The sequence below is a fragment of the Paenibacillus sp. YN15 genome (assembly GCF_003285005.1).
Classification (GTDB): domain Bacteria; phylum Bacillota; class Bacilli; order Paenibacillales; family NBRC-103111; genus Paenibacillus_AR.
In genome coordinates, this window is record NZ_QMFA01000038.1 from 27,012 (window position 1) to 45,863 (window position 18,852).

Sequence of the window (18,852 nt, forward strand, 5' to 3'; positions counted from 1 at the left end):
TGTTTTTTCTCCTCCTCAAAATGTAAGATTAGGTTGCATTAAGCGCCTTTGTTCTTTGCGATGATTTCTTCGCTGATCGACTTCGGCACTTCTTCATAGTGGGAAATTTCCATGGAGTATACGCCACGGCCTTGGGTACGGGAGCGCAGGGTTGTGGAGTAGCCGAACATCTCGGACAGCGGCACCTTGGCACGGATGATTTGTGCGCCTGCACGTGCATCCATACCTTCAATGCGGCCGCGGCGGGAGTTCAGGTCGCCCATAACGTCGCCCATGTATTCTTCCGGCACAGTAACTTCCACTTTCATGATCGGCTCCAGAAGAACCGGGTTACACTTATCCTTAGCGGCTTTCAGCGCCATGGAACCGGCAATCTTAAACGCCATTTCGGAGGAGTCGACATCATGGTAGGAACCGTCGAAGATGGTTGCCTTGATGTCCACCAGCGGGAAGCCGGCCAATACGCCGTTCTTCATGGATTCTTCGATACCGGCTTGTACAGGAGCGATGTACTCTCTCGGTACTACGCCGCCGACAATCTTGTTCTCGAAGATGAAGCCTGTTCCCGGCTCAAGCGGTTCGAACTCGATCCAGCAGTGGCCGTATTGGCCGCGGCCGCCGGATTGGCGAACGAACTTGCCTTCCACCTTGGCAGGTGCACGGAAGGTTTCGCGGTAAGCAACCTGGGGTTTGCCCACGTTGGTCTCTACCTTGAATTCGCGAAGCATACGGTCAACGATGATCTCCAGGTGGAGCTCGCCCATACCTTGGATAATCGTTTGATTCGTTTCTTCGTCGGTGTAATAACGGAAGGTCGGATCTTCCTCAGCCAGCTTGGACAGGGCAACGCCCATCTTGTCTTGGTCGGCTTTGGTTTTCGGCTCTACCGCGATGGAGATAACCGGCTCCGGGAAGTTCATGGACTCCAGAATAACCGGATGCTTCTCGTCGGACAGGGTGTCACCGGTAACGGTGTCCTTCAGACCAACGGCAGCTGCAATATCGCCTGCGTATACGATGCTGATTTCCTGACGGCTGTTGGCATGCATCTGCAGAATACGGCCGATGCGCTCACGTTTGTTCTTGGTGGAATTCAGCACGTAGGAGCCGGAATTCAGGAATCCGGAATAGACGCGGAAGAAGGTCAGACGGCCCACATAAGGGTCGGTGGCAATCTTGAACGCCAAAGCGGAAAACGGCTCTTCGTCAGAGGATTTGCGGGTTGCTTCGGTTCCGTCCTCAAGGGTACCCTTGATGTCCGGCACGTCAACAGGAGCGGGCAGGTAGTCCACAACAGCATCCAGCATCAGCTGTACGCCTTTGTTCTTATAAGAAGAACCGCAGATAACCGGGAAGACCTTTACTTCGCAAACGCCCTTGCGCAGCGCAGCTTTGATTTCCGGAATCGTGATTTCTTCGCCTTCCAGATACTTCATGGTGAGCTCTTCATCAAGCTCGGCCACTTTCTCTACCAGCTCCAGACGGAGTTGGGCTACCTTTTCGGTATAGGCGGCGGGAATTTCGGTTTTCTCAATGTCCTTGCCCAGATCATCCTTATAGATGTAAGCGACTTGCTCGATCAGGTCGATGATGCCGACGAAGTCGGATTCAGCGCCGATAGGCAGTTGGATCGCTACAGCATTGGCACGCAGACGGTCGCGCATTTGGTCGATAACGGCCAAGAAGTCCGCGCCGATGATGTCCATTTTGTTGATGTATGCGATACGCGGTACTCCATAACGGTCCGCTTGTCTCCATACGGTTTCGGATTGGGGTTCAACGCCTTCCTTGGCGCTGAACACGCCTACTGCACCGTCAAGAACACGAAGGGAACGTTCAACCTCAACCGTGAAGTCAACGTGACCCGGGGTGTCGATAATATTGATGCGGTGACCCTTCCACTGGCAGGTAGTCGCGGCAGACGTAATCGTAATGCCGCGCTCTTGCTCCTGCTCCATCCAGTCCATGGTGGCCGCGCCTTCGTGCACTTCACCGATCTTGTGTGTACGACCGGTGTAGAACAGAATACGTTCGGTTGTGGTAGTCTTGCCTGCATCGATATGCGCCATAATCCCGATGTTACGTGTATCCTTCAAGGAGAACTCTCTTGCCATAGTATGATCTCCTTTCGAATCCTCTTATTATGGTGTATATCCTACCAGCGGTAATGTGCGAAGGCTTTGTTGGCTTCCGCCATCTTGTGTGTGTCTTCACGCTTCTTCACAGAAGCGCCGGTGTTGTTGCTGGCGTCGATAATCTCGGCGGCCAGACGCTCTTCCATGGTTTTCTCGCCACGAAGACGAGAGTAGTTCACCAACCAGCGCAGACCCAAGGAAGTCCGGCGTTCCGGCTTCACTTCGATCGGCACCTGATAGTTGGCGCCGCCTACACGGCGGGCCTTTACTTCCAGAACCGGCATGATGTTTTTGATGGCTTGCTCAAAAACCTCCATGGGTTCTTTGCCGGTGCGCTCCTTGATCAGGTTAAACGCATTATACAGAATGGTTTGGGCAGTGCCCTTCTTGCCATCGATCATAATGCGGTTTACCAGACGGGTGACCAGCTTGGAATTATATATCGGGTCAGGCAATACGTCTCTTTTTGCTACGGGACCTTTACGAGGCATAGTTATCCCCCTTTCTTACAAGAATCATCCTAAAATGTGGGCTGTACATGATTACTTCTTCTTCTTGGGACGCTTCGCACCGTACTTGGAACGGGCTTGCATCCGGTTGTTCACACCGGAAGTATCCAGTGCGCCGCGGACGATGTGATAACGGACACCGGGAAGATCCTTAACCCGGCCACCCCGTACAAGAACAACGCTGTGCTCCTGCAGGTTATGTCCGATACCCGGAATGTATGCAGTAACTTCGATGCGGTTCGACAGACGTACCCGGGCATATTTACGAAGCGCGGAGTTCGGCTTCTTCGGAGTCATTGTACCTACACGAGTGCATACGCCACGCTTTTGCGGAGCGGAGAGATCGGTTTCCTCGCGCTTCAGGGCGTTGAATCCCTTTTGCAGAGCGGGAGATTTGGATTTCACAACTTTCGCTTCACGGCCTTTACGTACCAGCTGGTTGATTGTTGGCATTGAGGCACCTCCTTCCAAAAATAAATCGGATTGTTAAGCTTTTGAAAACAAGCCCACAGACCCAGGCGAATCATAAATGGACAAAGGAAATGTTCTTGCTAGGGCCAGTCCATCTTTATCCCAACCCTTGCAAAAACATTCGATTCTTTATTCATTCACCGCCGCAACCACCGCAGCGCCCACATCAATGCCGCACGCTTTGCCCAGCTGCTTCATGGACTCGACGTACGTCACGGGGACACTGAGCTTCCTGCATTGGCTCACCATCTTGCTCGTCACACGCGGATCTGCATCTTTGGCAATGAAAACCTCCCGGACCGAACCGGCCTCGACGGCTTTCAATGCCTGCTTTGCGCCTACAATAAGCTTACCCGCCTGTTTGACTTTATCATAAGACATAAGGCATCCTCCAAAGACACAAGGGGCTAACCATTTTGGCACACTTTGATATATTAGCATTTTGAAAATCCGGTGTCAAGAAAGAATCTCTTCAATCTTGCCACCAGATTTTCTCTATACGTACATCCTACTTGTTGGCGGCAACCGGCACTTCCCCGTCTTCCTGGGGCTGTTCAGCCTGTGCGGCCGCAAGAGCGGCTGCTTCGGCAGCTTCGATGTACTGGTCGGTAATCTTGACGTTCCGGTAGCGGGCCATGCCTGTTCCGGCAGGCAAGAGCTTGCCGATCAGCACATTTTCCTTCAGGCCCAGCAAACGGTCCACCTTGCCCTTGATAGCGGCGTCGGTGAGCACGCGGGTGGTTTCCTGGAAGGAAGCCGCGGACAGGAAGGAGTCGGTTTCCAGCGACGCCTTGGTGATACCCAGAAGCACGGGCTTCGCAACGGCAGGCTCGGTGCCTTCCAGCAGCACAACCTTGTTGGCTTCCTCATATTCATACATGTCGACGAAGGAGCCCGGCAAGAGGGTGGTATCGCCTGCATCCACGACGCGGATCTTGCGCAGCATCTGACGGATCATAACTTCCACGTGCTTGTCGTTGATTTCTACGCCCTGGTTCCGGTATACCCGCTGCACTTCCTGCAGAATGTAGTTCTGCACGCCGCGGATACCCTTGATGCGCAGCATTTCCTTGGGGTCGATGGAACCGTCGGTCAGCTCGTCGCCGGCCTCGACTGCCTGCCCCTTGGTCACGCGCACGCGGGAGCCGTAGGTAACGGAATAGGTTTTGGATTCCGCTTCGCCGTGAACCTCGATCTCCCGGCGGTCCTTGCCTTCGCGGATGTCCTTGACCACGCCGTCGATTTCGGTGATGGTCGCCTGGCCCTTGGGGTTCCGGGCTTCAAAAAGCTCCTGAATCCGCGGCAGACCTTGGGTGATGTCATCACCGGCAACGCCGCCGGTATGGAAGGTACGCATGGTGAGCTGGGTACCCGGCTCGCCGATGGATTGGGCGGCGATAATGCCGACTGCTTCGCCGATTTCCACATGCTCTCCGGTAGCCAGGTTGCGGCCGTAGCACTTCTTGCAGACACCATGGTAGGTGCGGCAGGAAAGCACGGAACGGATTTGCAGCTTTTCAATGCCGGCCTTGATAATGCGCTCGGCGATATCGGAATCGATGAGCTGGTTGCGGCCCACAATAACCTCGCCGGTTTTGGGATCGCGCACAGTCTCAAAGGAATAACGGCCTTCAATACGGTCGTACAGGTCCTCGATGACTTCCTTGCCGTCCTGGATGCGGGTGACCACAAAACCCTTGTCGGTGCCGCAGTCGTCTTCACGGACGATTACGTCCTGGGCCACGTCCACAAGACGGCGGGTCAGGTAACCGGAGTCCGCGGTACGGAGGGCCGTATCCGCCAGCCCCTTCCGGGCGCCGTGGGTGGAGATGAAGTACTCCAAAACCGTCAGGCCTTCGCGGAAGTTGGACTTGATGGGCAATTCATAGATCCGGCCCGTCGGCGTAGCCATCAGACCGCGCATGCCGCCCAGCTGGGTGATCTGGGACTTGTTGCCCCGCGCCTTCGATTCCACCATCATGTTGATGGAATTGAACTTCTTCAGGTTTTTCATCAGGATGTCCGTAATATCGTCCTTGGTCTTGGACCAGATGGAGATAACCCGGTCATACCGTTCGTCGTCGGTAATCAGGCCGCGGCGGTACTGGTTGGTCACCACCCGGACCTTCTCCTCGGACTCGCCCAGAAGCTGGTGCTTCTCTTGCGGCACTTCCACGTCGGCCACGGCGATGGTGATACCGGCGCGTGTGGAGTAGGTGAAGCCCAGTTTCTTGATTTTGTCCAGGATGATGGAGGTTTCCATGGTCTTGTACTTGCGGAAGCATTCCGCGATGATGGTGCCCAGGAAGTCCTTGCCCACGGCCAGTCTGGCGGTGTTCAGGTCAGCGATCCGCTGCTTGATGTCGCCGCCCTTTTCGAAGACGAAGTAGCTGTCCGGCGTACCGTTCAGCAGATTCTTCTTGGTCGGTTCATTGATAAACGGCAAATCGGCCGGGAAAATCTCGTTGAAGATAATCTTGCCGATGGTGGTAATCAGCATGGCTTCCTGCTGCTCCGGCGTAAAGCTGGTTTTGCCCAGCAGCTTGGCCGGGATGGCAACCACAGCGTGCAGAGAAGCGGCGCCGCGGTAATAGGCGGACACGGCTTCTTCAACGGAGGCCAGAAGCATGCCGGTTCCCTTGGCCCCTTGATCGGCCATGGTCAGGTAGAAGGACCCCAGTACCATGTCCTGGGACGGGGTAACAACAGGCTTGCCGTCCTTGGGGTTCAGGATGTTGCCGGCAGCCAGCATCAGGATGCGGGCTTCGGCTTGCGCTTCCGCGGAGAGCGGCACGTGAACAGCCATTTGGTCGCCGTCAAAGTCGGCGTTGTACGCGGTACAAACCAGCGGGTGAAGCTTGATGGCGCGGCCTTCCACCAGAATAGGCTCGAAGGCTTGAATGCCCAGACGGTGAAGGGTAGGCGCACGGTTCAGGAGAACCGGATGTTCCTTGATGACTTCCTCCAGAACGTCCCATACCTCACCGCTGCTGCGCTCTACCTTGCGCTTGGCGCTTTTGATGTTATGGGCCAGGCCCTTGTTGACCAATTCCTTCATTACGAAGGGTTTGAACAGCTCCAGGGCCATTTCCTTAGGCAGACCGCATTGGTACATCTTCAGGTCCGGTCCTACCACAATAACGGAACGGCCGGAGTAGTCAACCCGCTTGCCCAGCAGGTTTTGCCGGAAACGGCCTTGCTTACCCTTCAGCATATGGCTGAGGGACTTGAGGGGACGGTTGCCGGGACCCGTTACCGGGCGGCCGCGGCGGCCGTTGTCGATCAGCGCGTCCACAGCTTCCTGCAGCATGCGCTTCTCGTTTTGGACAATGATGTCCGGCGCGCCCAGGTCGAGAAGACGCTTCAGGCGATTGTTCCGGTTGATAACGCGGCGGTACAGGTCATTCAAGTCGGAGGTGGCGAAACGGCCGCCGTCCAGCTGAACCATGGGACGAAGCTCCGGGGGAATAACCGGCAGCACATCCAGCACCATCCACTCGGGCAGGTTCTTGGAGTTGCGGAATGCCTCGATAACCTCCAGACGCTTGATGGCGCGGTTGCGCCGCTGCCCCTGGGCGGTCTTCAGCTCTTCCTTCAGACTCTCCATTTCCTTCTCCACATCGATGTCCTGCAAAAGACGCTTCACCGCTTCTGCGCCCATACCGGCTTGGAAGGCATACCCGTACTTTTCACGGTAGCTGCGGTATTCCTTCTCGGACAGAAGCTGCTTCTTCTCCAGCGGCGTATCTCCGGGATCGGTAACCACATAGGATGCGAAATAGATGATTTCCTCCAGGGAACGGGGAGACATGTCCAATGCCAGCCCCATCCGGCTGGGGATACCCTTGAAATACCAAATATGTGAAACCGGCGCAGCCAGCTCAATGTGGCCCATCCGCTCCCGGCGAACCTTGGCCCTGGTCACTTCGACGCCGCAGCGGTCGCAGACAACGCCCTTGTAGCGGACACGCTTGTACTTGCCGCAGTGGCACTCCCAGTCCTTCTGGGGACCGAAGATGCGCTCGCAGAAGAGGCCTTCCTTCTCCGGCTTCAAGGTACGGTAGTTGATGGTTTCGGGTTTTTTGACTTCGCCACGGGACCAGGAACGAATTTTCTCCGGCGAGGCAAGGCCGATTTTCATGGACTCAAAATTATTGACATCGATCAAGGAGCAGCCCTCCTTAAAATTGTTGGAGCGAAACACGGTCTAGGGGCAAGGGATGACCCCAAGGGCAAACGCCTGGCGGCATTCATAAGAGATGCCGTGCGTTTACCCCCGGGATCGGTCGATCGTCGAAAGACAACGGTCTACAGGTTTGGAACAAAGCCGGGAAGCGGATTATTCCGCTCCCAGCTCCGCTCCTTCCAGATTGAGGTTCAATTTATCGCTGGTGACTTCATCTTCGTCGATTTCGCGCATCTCGATCTCTTCCTCGTTCTCGGAGAGAATCTTGACATCCATGCCCAGGCTCTGCAATTCCTTGATCAGAACCTTGAAGGATTCGGGAATGCCCGGCTCCGGCACATTCTCGCCTTTGACGATGGATTCGTAGGTTTTCACCCGGCCAACCACGTCATCGGACTTGACGGTCAAAATTTCCTGCAGGGTATAGGCCGCGCCGTATGCCTCCAGCGCCCAAACTTCCATTTCGCCGAAGCGCTGGCCGCCGAATTGGGCCTTGCCGCCCAGCGGCTGCTGCGTAACGAGGGAGTATGGACCTGTGGAACGGGCGTGAATCTTATCATCAACCATGTGCGCCAGCTTGATCATGTACATGACGCCGACGGTAACTTCACGTTCGAAGGGCTCGCCTGTACGACCGTCGCACAGCTGCCATTTACCGGTGCGGTGCATGCCGGCTTCCACCATGGTATCGAACACGTCGTTTTCACGGGCGCCGTCGAATACCGGGGTTGCCGTATGGATGCCCAGCATCTTGGCGGCCATGCCCAAGTGAACCTCCAGCGCCTGGCCGATGTTCATCCGGGACGGAACGCCCAGCGGGTTCAGCACAACTTCAACAGGCGTGCCGTCCGGCAGGAAGGGCATATCCTCTTCCGGCATAATCCGGGCGATAACGCCCTTGTTGCCGTGGCGTCCGGCCATCTTGTCGCCTTCGGAAATCTTCCGCTTCTGGGCGATGTAGACCCGCACCAACTGGTTGACTCCGGGAGGAAGCTCATCGCCGTTCTCACGGGTGAAGACCTTCACATCCACAACAATGCCATCGGTACCGTGGGGCACCCGCAAGGAGGTATCCCGCACTTCCCGGGCCTTCTCGCCGAAGATAGCGTGCAGCAGGCGTTCTTCCGCAGTCAGTTCAGTGACTCCCTTCGGCGTCACCTTGCCTACCAGGATGTCGCCTGCGCCAATCTCCGCGCCGACGCGGATAATGCCGCGCTCGTCCAGGTTCTTCAGCGCATCCTCGCCCACGTTGGGGATATCCCGGGTGATTTCCTCGGGCCCCAGCTTGGTATCCCGGGCTTCGGATTCGTATTCCTCGATATGAATGGAGGTGTACACATCCTCCTTGACCAGCTTTTGGCTGAGCAGGATGGCATCCTCGTAGTTGTAGCCTTCCCATGTCATAAAGGCAACCACTACGTTGCGTCCGAGCGCCAGTTCGCCCTGCTCGGTGGACGGTCCGTCAGCCAGAATATCCCCCGGCTTGATGATGTCGCCCTTGCGGCAAATGGGACGCTGGTTGATGCAGGTGCCCTGGTTGGAGCGTTCAAACTTGTGAAGCTTATGCTTGATCAGGTTGCCTGTGACCATCCGGCCGTCAATTACTTGCTGCTGGCGGACCCAGATCTCATTGGCGGAAACCCGTTCTACAATGCCGTGGACCTTGGAAACGATACAAACGCCGGAATCCTTGGCGGATTTATGCTCCATGCCGGTTCCTACAAGAGGAGCCTTGGGCATCAAAAGCGGTACGGCCTGCCGTTGCATGTTGGAGCCCATGAGGGCGCGGTTGGAGTCGTCATTCTCCAGGAAGGGAATGAGCGCCGTAGCCACGGACACTACTTGCTTCGGCGAAATATCCATATAATCCACCCGCTCCTTGGGGAGCGTCAGGATATCATCCTTATAACGGACAATTACGCTGTCCTGGGTGAAGGTGCCTTCCTCGGTCAGTTCCGCATTGGCCTGGGCAATGACGTAATTATCCTCTTCGTCCGCTGTCAGATAAGCAATCTGATCGGTAACGATGCCGGTTTTGGGATCGACCCAGCGGTACGGCGCTTCGATAAAGCCATATTCGTTGATCCGCGCGAAGGTGGACAAGGAGTTGATCAACCCGATGTTCGGACCTTCCGGCGTCTCGATGGGACACATGCGGCCATAGTGGGAGTGGTGGACGTCCCGGACTTCCATGCCCGCCCGTTCCCGGGTCAAGCCGCCAGGGCCCAACGCGGACAAGCGGCGCTTGTGCGTCAGTTCGGCCAAGGGATTGGTTTGGTCCATGAACTGGGACAGCTGGGAGCTGCCAAAGAACTCCTTGATGGATGCAATGACCGGACGGATGTTGATCAGCGCCTGGGGCGTGATCACATTGGCGTCCTGAATGGACATCCGCTCGCGCACCACCCGCTCCATCCGGGACAGGCCGATGCGGAACTGGTTCTGGAGCAGCTCGCCTACGGAACGCAGACGGCGGTTGCCCAGGTGGTCGATATCATCCGTGCTGCCAATGCCGTGCAGCAGGTTCATGAAATAGTTAATGGAAGAAACGATGTCCGCCGGCGTAATATGCTTGACCGACTTGTCGATCAGCCCGTTGGCAATCACCTTGACGATCTTGCCGTCTTCATTGGGCGAATACACATCCACACATTGCAGCGGAATCACATTTTCGTTCTCCAGCACGCCGCCGGCCGTGTGGTAATCCTTCATGCCCAAGCCGTTTTCCAGCATGGGGATGATGGTATCCAGCAGGCGCCGGTCCAGCAGCTGTCCGGCTTCCGCCAGAATTTCGCCGGTGGTCGCATCCACCAGTGTTTCGGCCAGACGCTGGTTGAACAGCCGGTTTTTGATGTGCAGCTTCTTATTGATCTTATAACGGCCTACATTGGCCAGATCATAGCGCTTGGGATCGAAAAACCGCGCCACCAGAAGGCTCTTGGCGTTGTCCAGCGTCGGCGGCTCGCCGGGGCGGAGCCGTTCGTAAATTTCGATAAGGGCCTTCTCCGTAGTGTCGGTGTTGTCCTTATCGAGAGTATTGCGGATATATTCATCGTCACCGAGGAGGTTGATGATTTCCGCATCCGTGCCAAATCCCAACGCCCGCAGAAGAACGGTAACCGGAATTTTGCGGGTACGGTCGATCCGGACATAAATGATGTCCTTGGCATCCGTCTCCAGCTCCAGCCACGCACCCCGGTTGGGAATCACAGTTGCGGTGAAGTTCTTCTTGCCGTTCTTGTCAACTTTGGTGCTGAAATACACGCTTGGCGAACGGACCAACTGGCTGACGATAACACGCTCGGCCCCGTTGATAATAAACGTGCCTGTTTCGGTCATGAGCGGAAAATCACCCATGAAGACTTCCTGTTCCTTCACCTCTCCGGTTTCCTTGTTGATCAAGCGAACCTTGACCCGCAAGGGCGCCGCATAGGTTACGTCCCGTTCCTTCGCGTCGTCCACTGTGTATTTCGGTTCCCCAAGGCTGTAGTCGATAAACTCCAGCACCAGATTCCCGGTAAAGTCCTGAATGGGAGAGATGTCCTGGAACATCTCGCGCAATCCCTCATCCAAAAACCACTGGTATGATTTTTGCTGAATTTCAATCAGGTTAGGGATATCCAGCACTTCGTTGATGCGCGCATAAGTCCTGCGTTTACGTCGACCAAATTGAACAAGATGACCCGCCAACTTTCATTCACCCCTCGTGCCTGCTTAAAGTTGCTGCTGTCATGCAATAACATGGTCCTGGCCAAAGGCCGGATCTGTTATGGAGAGCCTCAAACCGGGATACCGGCCAAGGGCAGCCTCTCCACCATTTATCGCCTTCCCGAAACCGGCGACAAGCCGGGTTCCGGTTGTTGCACCGCATCGGTTTGCTCCGCGCAAAATGCACAGAGTGATCCAGTATCATCTTCCTATAATTTGCCAAAATGGAAGAGAATATACCCGATCCGGATAATTGGTCAAATGGACACCGTCATGCGACATTTTCCTGCAAGATGCTTAAATGCCCGGAACGCCGGGTATAATAACCGTGACTTACGGACAGATCCGCAACTCCCGTCACCCCCGCAAAAAAACACTTGACATTTTCAAAAATGAAAGACATGTCGCCCATCATAATTCTGACATTTTATAATCATATCACAAACAAAAAATCAAGTCAAACTTTTTTCTTGGCGCGGAAGATTCTGTACCCCTTGTCCTTGGTGACTTCCTCCACCTGATCTTCACCGAACAATTCCTCCAGCTTGGCCCACGCAGAGGGCGAACCCTGCTTCTTCTGAATGACAACCCACAGCGCTCCACCAACTGCCAGAGCATCGTACGCCTGGGTGAAAATCCGGTGCACCACTTCCTTCCCGGCCCGGATGGGCGGGTTGGTGAGAATGCAGTCGAAGGTTTCGCCGGCCACCGCTGCCAAAGCGTCGCTTTCGAGAATCCGGACATTTCCGATTCCGTTCAACGCCGCATTTTCCCTGGCCAGCTCCAGGGCCCGATTGTTCACATCCAGCATGGCGACCGTTCCCCGCTCTGCCAATACGGCAGCCGACAGTCCGATGGGCCCGTAGCCGCAGCCCACATCCAACACCCGCCCGTCCGGCGGAACCTCCATGGTTTCGATCAGAAGCGTACTCCCGAAATCAATGCCATGTTTGGAGAAAACCCCCGCATCGGAGCAGAATGTCCACTTTCTCCCGCGGAGCTCCGCCTGAAACCGGAAGGTTTCCCGGCTGGAGACCGGCTTGGAGGTATAATAATGATCCACAGCGGCTCGCCCCCTTTCCTGATAAAAGTATGCGTTCTCCTTCTTGCCGGTAGTCCGTCTCCACCGGAGAGAAAGACAGCGCACCCGTTAACAGCACAAACCCCTTGAAGAATCTTCAAGGGGTCCTATGTGCAGCAAAGTGGAATTACTTCACTTCTACAGTTGCGCCTGCTTCGGTCAGCTTAGCCTTAACAGCTTCAGCCTCGTCCTTGGCAACCTTTTCCTTGATCGGCTTCGGTGCGCCGTCAACCAGATCCTTAGCTTCCTTCAGGCCCAGACCGGTGATTTCACGAACAACCTTGATTACGTTGATCTTGGATGCGCCGGCATTGGTCAGGATAACGTCAAATTCAGTTTGCTCTTCTTCAACCGGAGCTGCTGCTGCTGCGCCTACAACGGTAGGAGCTGCTGCAGTTACGCCGAATTCTTCCTCGATTGCTTTAACCAGATCGTTCAGGTCCAGAACGGTCATGCCTTTAATGGCTTCAATGATTTGCTCTTTGCTCATGGTTAAACCTCCTATGTTCAATCCTATAATTTTTTAGAAAACGGGAATTTCGGGTCCCCGGCAAAGTACCAGGAATAAGCTTCGAAGCTTATCTTCACTTTGCTGGGATGTCTTACGCTTCTTGCTTCTCGGCAACAGCCTTAACCGCAAGGGCGAAGTTGCGCATCGGCGCTTGCAGCACGCTGAGCAGCATGGACAGCAGGCCTTCGCGGGAAGGCAGATCAGCCAATGCCTTCAGTTGAGCGGCATCGACAACGCGTCCTTCGACAACGCCGCCTTTGATTTGAAGCTTGTCGTTCTTCTTGGCGAAATCAGCCAGCACCTTGGCAGGAGCGACAACGTCCTTGCCGAAAGCCACAGCTGTAGGTCCAGTCAGAACAGCGTCCAGCTCGGTCAGGTTGGCCTCGGCGGTAGCGCGGCGGACCAGGGTGTTTTTCAACACTTGGAATTCAACGCCTGCTTCGCGGAGGTTCTTCCGCAGCTGGGTTACTTGAGCAACAGTCAGACCACGGTAGTCGGCAACTACGGTGCAGGAGCTCTCCTGCAGCTTGGCAGTCACTTCGTTTACCATTTGTTGTTTTTGTTCCAGAACTTTTGCATTAGGCATTCGTTACACCTCCTAGGAAAGCTTTGCGAAAAAGCAAAACTGTATTCGACACATACGGCAACCTGCGCTGCTGAAGGCATAAAAAATGCCCTCGTTAGACGACGAAGGCATGATGGATTCAAATCGATTCAAGCAAAGGATCGATCTATATCATAACACCTCGGCAGGAGATTAAGCCTTGCGGCACCTGCTGTCTACGGTCAGCATATTCACTTTTGAAAAACCTCACTTATCCTAACACAGATGAGGCGCGCAAGTCAAATGCCAATTTTTAGCGGTATGCAGCAACGTTGAGCTTTACACTCGGGCCCATAGTAGAGGACACCGCGGCGCTCTTCAGGTATACACCCTTGGCTGCAGCAGGCTTGGCACGAACAAGCGCATCAATCAGGGCCTTCAGGTTTTCATTCAGCTTCACGGCGTCGAAGGAAGCCTTGCCGATAGGAGCATGAATTTGACCGGCTCTGTCGAGACGATACTCGATTTTACCTGCTTTGATTTCACCGATAGCCTTGGTTACGTCGAACGTAACAGTACCGGCCTTGGGGTTCGGCATCAAACCCTTACCGCCCAGCAGACGGCCCAGCTTACCCACTTCGCTCATCATGTCCGGCGTAGCTACGCAGACATCAAAGTCGAACCAGCCTTGCTGGATTTTGTTGATCATGTCGGCATCGCCAACGAAATCGGCTCCGGCAGCTTCCGCTTCCTTCGCTTTGTCGCCCTTGGCGAATACAAGCACGCGCTTGGTTTTGCCTGTGCCGTGGGGCAGTACAACTACGCCGCGGACAGCTTGGTCTTGCTTCTTGGGGTCTACGCCCAGACGAACGGCAACCTCAACGGTTTCGTCGAACTTGGCGGTAGCCATTTTCTTCACGAGCTCAACTGCTTCCGCAGCATCGTAAAGCGCTTCTGCGTTTACGTTCTTAGCCGCTTCGGCATATTTCTTACCGTGTTTAGCCATGTACGGTTCCTCCTTTGTGGTGTTAGCGGAATATCCTCCCACTTGGTCAATCAGTGAAGACTGATTAGTCTTCGATTACGATACCCATGCTGCGGGCAGTGCCTTCCACCATGCGCATAGCCGCTTCCACGGACGCTGCATTCAGGTCGGGCATTTTTTGTTCGGCGATCTCACGCACCTTGGCGCGTTTAACGGTAGCCACTTTCTTCTTGTTGGGTTCGCCGGACCCCTTGGGGACGTTGGCGGCCACGCGAAGCAGAACGGCTGCGGGCGGAGTTTTGGTTTCGAATGTAAAGGAACGGTCCTCGAACACCGTGATGACAACCGGAATGATCAGACCGGCTTGATCGGCGGTACGGGCATTGAATTCCTTACAGAACGCCATAATGTTCACGCCTGCTTGACCCAGCGCAGGACCGATCGGCGGTGCCGGATTCGCTTTACCTGCTGCAACTTGGAGCTTCACCATTTTGATAACTTTCTTTGCCATTGCTATAGACACCTCCTTGCGAAATGTGGTACAGATGGGGTGCTGCCCCTCCCACCGCGGACAAACGCAATATGCGCCAGCCGCAAACACCGGCCGCTTCTCACTTAAAACGGCCAGAGCGAATCCACGCTGCCGTGTGTGTCACTGCCGGCAGCCCGCATGCAAATAAAAGCGGAGAAGTCCGCTTCATGCGGCGGATGCATTTATACTTTCTCCACCTGAGTAAATTCCAACTCAAGCGGTGTTTCCCTGCCGAACATGTTGACATGAACCTTCAGCTTCATCTTTTCCGGCAGAATTTCTTCCACGGAGCCGACAAAATTGGCGAAGGGACCCACTTTGACGCGGACCATTTCCTTCAGCTCAAAATCAATTTTCGGCTTCGGCTCTTCCATGCCCATATGCTTCAGGATGGATTCCACTTCCTCGGGAAGCAGAGCGGTCGGCTTCGAGCCGGAGCCGGTAGAACCGACAAACCCCGTTACGCCGGGCGTATTGCGGACAACGTACCAAGACTCGTCCGTCTGGATCATCTCCACCAATACATAACCGGGGTAAACCTTGCGCTGAACCGTCTTCTTCTTGCCGTCCTTGTTGACCACTTCTTCTTCAGTGGGCACCAAAGCACGGAAGATCTTGTCCTGCATGTTCATGGATTCGACGCGCTTTTCCAGGTTTGCTTTTACCTTGTTTTCGTAACCCGAATACGTGTGGACGACATACCATCTTTTCTCCATTGACGCCGGCCCCTATTCTGTGACCAGGCGAATCAGCTCGGAGATGCCCAGGTCAAGAACGTAGAAGTATAGGGTAACAAACAGCACCGTACCAACAACAACCAGCGTATAGCTGATCATTTCTTTCCTGGTCGGCCACTTGACTTTCTTGAGCTCGGACCAGGCATCGGCGAAAAAGCCGAAAAAGGAACCGAAGCTACGCTTCATTTTGTCCACAAAAGCCACGACTGCACCTCCAAAAACTTACCGAGTTTCGCGATGGACTGTAGGCTCATTGCAATACTTGCAATACTTCTTCAGCTCCATGCGGTCCGGATTATTCCGCTTGTTCTTGTTGGACGTATAGTTCCGTTGTTTGCAGTTCGTGCAAGCCAAAGTAATGATAACCCGCATGTTTACACCTCCCATAGACAACCTGAACTAATTAAAAACCCTGATTGTCTGGGACTCGCGTCTTAACAATTTAGGGTCACTAAAGCAGTCTATCATAACACGTTAAACGTGTCAAGGAAGCATTTTTCTCCAGCAGCGCTTTCCCCGCCGGACTCCGCCCGCCGTCAGACTGCCTTTCATAGTTGTCGATCCGGTTTGTCCATCGCGTCTATTCGTTTTTTGCTAGTATTGCCCATAGAGTCGCGAGATAAACCTTGAAGCCGCGGCTGGCTGCAGCGAAAAAACAGCCTGCAGCCAGGCTTATTCCAAGCCGGCCGCAAGCTGCCCCGTCAGAGAGGCTTCACCGGAACGCAGATGTCTACGGCAAACCGGCCGTCCGCATCGGGGCCCGGCTCCGGATACAGCTCGAAGCACGGGCCGTCATCCGGGGCATATCCCGAGGACGGCAGCCAGGTGCCGTACACCCAGCCCCACGCCTCGGTATAATCCTGCACCCCCAGCCGGAACCGGGCAAAGGCGTATTTGCCGGGCGCCAGGGTCATTTTGCCGATGTCCCCATCCACCTGGGTATCCTCCGGCACCGTAAGGCATACGCTTAGGCGCAGCTTATCCTCGTCGGTAATTTCCGGACTGTCATGGTACATGATCAGGTGCTGGGTTTCGGGGAAACGGATCAGCCCCCGTGCGCCCGCCCATTTGAAAAGCTTGTCATTCAGCCGCTGAAACAGCTCTCCGTCTCCGGCATACGGCCCCACATACCGTACATACGCCAGGGTCCAGCCGGGAATTTCTTTTACCGTTACGGTGGTTGTGTTCTGTTCCATCTCGCACCTCCAGATTTGAGTATCGCCTGCATACTCAATATAAACCTTGGAGGCGGCCGCCGATTGCCCCGGATTGCGGTTCGCATTGCATGAATTGCGGTCCATTATACCGAAATTGCTTTCGCTGCCCGCCGCCTTGCTCCGCCATTCGGTGGGGGAGAGGCCGAAGCGCTGCTTGAAGCCTCTGGCAAAGGAGGAAGACCCGCCGAAGCCCGTTTCCAGCGCCGCCTCGGTGACGCTGATCCGGGGATCGCTTGCCAGCAGGAACGCCGCCTTCTCCAGCCGCAGCCGCTGAATAAAGCCGAACAGGGTCTCCCCTGTCTGGCTTGCGAAAATCCGGTGAAAATGATATTTGGAGAAGCCCGCCACCCGGGACAGCTCCTCCAGTGTCAGCGGATCGGCAAGATGATTCTCAATATAATCCATTACACCGTGAACCCGCGCGGCATATTCCCTGGCGTTGCCCGCCAACTGCTCCCGCTCCATAGAAACCTCCCGAAAACTGCTGCTTATTGGTTGAGCATCCGTTAATAAGAATTCCCGTTCATCTTACCACGGCGGCCTTCTTGACGAAAAGCCCCGCCCGTCTTAGGCTGATAAGGAGACAAAGAACAGGATAACGGCACAGATCAGGAAGGTGGAGGGCCATGAGGCTGTTTGAAATGATGGAGAAGGATGATTACGAGCAAGTGGTGTTTTGCCAGGACAAGGCCTCCGGCCTCAAGGCGATAATCGCCATCCATGACACCACCTTGGGCCCCGCATTGGGCGGTACCCGCATGTGGAATTACGCCTCCGAAGAAGAGGCGCTGACGGATGTGCTGCGGCTGGCCCGGGGCATGACCTATAAGAATGCGGCGGCGGGACTGGCGCTGGGGGGCGGCAAAACCGTCATCATCGGCGATTCCAAAACCGCCAAGAACGAAGCCATGTTCCGCGCCTTCGGCCGTTATGTGCAAGGGCTGGCGGGACGCTATATCACCGCCGAAGATGTGGGCACCTGCGTGGAGGATATGGAGATCGTCAGCGAGCATACCCAATACGTTGCAGGGCTGGCCAAGTCCAGAGGCTCGTCGGGCGATCCGTCTCCGGCCACCGCTTATGGCGTATACGTGGGGATGAAGGCCGCGGCGCGGGAAGCCTTCGGCGCGGACAGCCTGGCCGGACTGACAGTGGCGGTTCAGGGGGTGGGCCATGTGGGCTACTACCTGTGCAAGCACCTGCACCAGGAGGGAGCCCGGATCGTGGCTGCCGACCTGAACAGGGAGGCGCTGGCCCAGGTGGAGGCGGAATTCGGAGCCGCCATCATCAGCCCGGACGCCATCTATGGGGCGGCCTGCGATATTTACGCCCCCTGCGCCCTGGGCGCAACGCTGAACGATGCCACCATTCCGGCGCTGAAGGCCAAGGTGGTTGCAGGCGCAGCCAACAACCAGCTGAAGGAGCCGCGGCACGGCTTGGCGCTGGCGGAGCGCGGCATCCTCTACGCGCCGGATTATGTCATCAACGCCGGCGGCGTGATCAACATCGCCAACGAGCAAGGCGGCTATGATGAGGAGCGGGCGTTCCGGCAGGTAGCCAACATCCGGCATAACCTGGAGGAAGTGTTCCGCATCGCCGCAGCGGAAAAGATGCTGCCCCACGAGGCGGCCGACCGCCTGGCCGAGAACCGCCTGGCCGACGCAAAAGCGGCCGCAGCCAAATAAGAACGGACAAAGAGAGGCCCTATGAGACATGAGGCACATCCTAAGAGCAGCTCCCGGGCTGTATTATGGGGTATGCAGCAGCTCATGGGCCTTTTCTCCGTAAAGCTCGCCCAGAGGTACTCCTTGCAGATACACATCACCTCCTCGTTTTTGCGGGACTTGCGATGAGGCTTGTCGGTATGGATTTATATTCTATATATGGCGTTTATAACCATAGCCTATGGAATTGTAGCGCCGCTTTTAAAAAACTGGCCTGCCGGCGACTTTGGCGCCATACATTTGCTTAGGAGTTTCAGTTTGGCGGACCGTGGTTCCGTTATTTCGCAAAAATCTGCCTTTTCTTCTCCTGCGCGGACTCCAATTCCGTTAAGTGTGGAAAATCTGGAGTTCCCTTGCCTCTGGAGCAAAATAGCGAATCGTCTGTCCGTGAAAATCTGAAAACGGGCCAAATGCGGAAAATAACGGATCGTCTGTCCGCAACCATCAGACGGCCGCCCACCGCGCCCCCTCCATACTCTGTCCTTCGCACCCCACCAATATTTTCCCAAGCA

At 55.4% G+C, this 18,852-nt stretch carries 16 protein-coding genes and 1 other annotated feature; of the genes, 1 reads left to right on the forward strand and 15 read right to left on the reverse strand.

The window, feature by feature from the left end; all coding sequences use genetic code 11:
- Positions 1-38: 38 nt before the first annotated feature.
- The 15 genes from fusA to DQG13_RS23830 all read right to left on the reverse strand — a co-directional run bounded on the left by fusA (position 39) and on the right by DQG13_RS23830 (position 17,081).
- Positions 39-2,114 carry an elongation factor G gene (fusA, locus tag DQG13_RS23760; RefSeq protein ID WP_113022664.1) on the reverse strand — a complete coding sequence of 692 codons (2,076 nt, stop codon included), beginning with the start codon at positions 2,112-2,114 and terminating at the stop codon, positions 39-41.
- A 41-nt stretch (positions 2,115-2,155) separates the two neighbouring features.
- Positions 2,156-2,626 (reverse strand): 30S ribosomal protein S7, encoded by a 471-nt coding sequence (gene rpsG, locus DQG13_RS23765; protein WP_113022665.1) that lies wholly within the window; start codon positions 2,624-2,626, stop codon positions 2,156-2,158.
- 51 nt (positions 2,627-2,677) lie between these two features.
- A complete protein-coding gene (gene rpsL, locus DQG13_RS23770; protein WP_113022666.1) occupies positions 2,678-3,097 on the reverse strand; it encodes a 30S ribosomal protein S12 in 420 nt (139 codons plus the stop codon).
- Positions 3,098-3,244: 147 nt separating this feature from the next.
- Positions 3,245-3,496, reverse strand: a complete 252-nt coding sequence (locus tag DQG13_RS23775) for a 50S ribosomal protein L7ae-like protein (RefSeq protein WP_113022667.1) — start codon at positions 3,494-3,496, stop codon at positions 3,245-3,247.
- Positions 3,497-3,623: 127 nt separating this feature from the next.
- Complete coding sequence (gene rpoC, locus DQG13_RS23780; RefSeq protein WP_113022668.1) at positions 3,624-7,283, reverse strand: DNA-directed RNA polymerase subunit beta'; 3,660 nt, start codon at positions 7,281-7,283, stop codon at positions 3,624-3,626.
- A gap of 171 nt (positions 7,284-7,454) precedes the next feature.
- Positions 7,455-10,991: a DNA-directed RNA polymerase subunit beta gene (rpoB, locus tag DQG13_RS23785; protein ID WP_113022669.1), complete on the reverse strand. Its 3,537-nt coding sequence runs from the start codon at positions 10,989-10,991 to the stop codon at positions 7,455-7,457.
- Positions 10,992-11,466: 475 nt separating this feature from the next.
- A complete protein-coding gene (locus DQG13_RS23790; protein ID WP_113022670.1) occupies positions 11,467-12,072 on the reverse strand; it encodes a class I SAM-dependent methyltransferase in 606 nt (201 codons plus the stop codon).
- Positions 12,073-12,217: 145 nt separating this feature from the next.
- Positions 12,218-12,580, reverse strand: coding sequence for a 50S ribosomal protein L7/L12 (gene rplL / locus DQG13_RS23795; RefSeq protein WP_113022671.1), 363 nt, complete (start codon positions 12,578-12,580; stop codon positions 12,218-12,220).
- 112 nt (positions 12,581-12,692) lie between these two features.
- Positions 12,693-13,187 (reverse strand): 50S ribosomal protein L10, encoded by a 495-nt coding sequence (gene rplJ, locus DQG13_RS23800; protein WP_113022672.1) that lies wholly within the window; start codon positions 13,185-13,187, stop codon positions 12,693-12,695.
- Between the two features lie 72 nt (positions 13,188-13,259).
- Positions 13,260-13,405: a sequence feature (ribosomal protein L10 leader region), on the reverse strand.
- Positions 13,406-13,458: 53 nt separating this feature from the next.
- Positions 13,459-14,151 (reverse strand): 50S ribosomal protein L1, encoded by a 693-nt coding sequence (gene rplA / locus DQG13_RS23805; RefSeq protein WP_113022673.1) that lies wholly within the window; start codon positions 14,149-14,151, stop codon positions 13,459-13,461.
- Positions 14,152-14,215: 64 nt separating this feature from the next.
- Positions 14,216-14,641, reverse strand: coding sequence for a 50S ribosomal protein L11 (gene rplK / locus DQG13_RS23810; protein WP_113022674.1), 426 nt, complete (start codon positions 14,639-14,641; stop codon positions 14,216-14,218).
- A 203-nt stretch (positions 14,642-14,844) separates the two neighbouring features.
- Positions 14,845-15,378 (reverse strand): transcription termination/antitermination protein NusG, encoded by a 534-nt coding sequence (nusG, locus tag DQG13_RS23815; RefSeq protein WP_113022675.1) that lies wholly within the window; start codon positions 15,376-15,378, stop codon positions 14,845-14,847.
- A gap of 12 nt (positions 15,379-15,390) precedes the next feature.
- On the reverse strand, positions 15,391-15,603 hold the full coding sequence (secE, locus tag DQG13_RS23820; protein WP_113022676.1) for a preprotein translocase subunit SecE: 213 nt from the start codon (positions 15,601-15,603) through the stop codon (positions 15,391-15,393).
- Positions 15,604-15,621: 18 nt separating this feature from the next.
- Positions 15,622-15,771, reverse strand: a complete 150-nt coding sequence (rpmG, locus tag DQG13_RS23825; protein ID WP_113022677.1) for a 50S ribosomal protein L33 — start codon at positions 15,769-15,771, stop codon at positions 15,622-15,624.
- A gap of 329 nt (positions 15,772-16,100) precedes the next feature.
- Positions 16,101-17,081 (reverse strand): AraC family transcriptional regulator, encoded by a 981-nt coding sequence (locus DQG13_RS23830; protein WP_113022678.1) that lies wholly within the window; start codon positions 17,079-17,081, stop codon positions 16,101-16,103.
- A 161-nt stretch (positions 17,082-17,242) separates the two neighbouring features.
- Between DQG13_RS23830 and DQG13_RS23835 the strand changes: the two genes are divergently transcribed.
- On the forward strand, positions 17,243-18,301 hold the full coding sequence (locus tag DQG13_RS23835; protein ID WP_113022679.1) for a Leu/Phe/Val dehydrogenase: 1,059 nt from the start codon (positions 17,243-17,245) through the stop codon (positions 18,299-18,301).
- Positions 18,302-18,852 lie beyond the last annotated feature (551 nt).

Bases quoted from the DNA above. Each gene is read 5' to 3' on its own strand.
- rplA (WP_113022673.1), bottom strand. From the start codon at position 14,151: ATGGCTAAACACGGTAAGAAATATGCCGAAGCGGCTAAGAACGTAAAC.
- nusG (WP_113022675.1), bottom strand. From the start codon at position 15,378: ATGGAGAAAAGATGGTATGTCGTCCACACGTATTCGGGTTACGAAAAC.
- DQG13_RS23835 (WP_113022679.1), top strand. From the start codon at position 17,243: ATGAGGCTGTTTGAAATGATGGAGAAGGATGATTACGAGCAAGTGGTG.
- DQG13_RS23830 (WP_113022678.1), bottom strand. From the start codon at position 17,081: ATGGAGCGGGAGCAGTTGGCGGGCAACGCCAGGGAATATGCCGCGCGG.
- DQG13_RS23775 (WP_113022667.1), bottom strand. From the start codon at position 3,496: ATGTCTTATGATAAAGTCAAACAGGCGGGTAAGCTTATTGTAGGCGCA.
- rplK (WP_113022674.1), bottom strand. From the start codon at position 14,641: ATGGCAAAGAAAGTTATCAAAATGGTGAAGCTCCAAGTTGCAGCAGGT.
- rpmG (WP_113022677.1), bottom strand. From the start codon at position 15,771: ATGCGGGTTATCATTACTTTGGCTTGCACGAACTGCAAACAACGGAAC.
- rplJ (WP_113022672.1), bottom strand. From the start codon at position 13,187: ATGCCTAATGCAAAAGTTCTGGAACAAAAACAACAAATGGTAAACGAA.
- rpsG (WP_113022665.1), bottom strand. From the start codon at position 2,626: ATGCCTCGTAAAGGTCCCGTAGCAAAAAGAGACGTATTGCCTGACCCG.
- rpsL (WP_113022666.1), bottom strand. From the start codon at position 3,097: ATGCCAACAATCAACCAGCTGGTACGTAAAGGCCGTGAAGCGAAAGTT.
- rplL (WP_113022671.1), bottom strand. From the start codon at position 12,580: ATGAGCAAAGAGCAAATCATTGAAGCCATTAAAGGCATGACCGTTCTG.
- fusA (WP_113022664.1), bottom strand. From the start codon at position 2,114: ATGGCAAGAGAGTTCTCCTTGAAGGATACACGTAACATCGGGATTATG.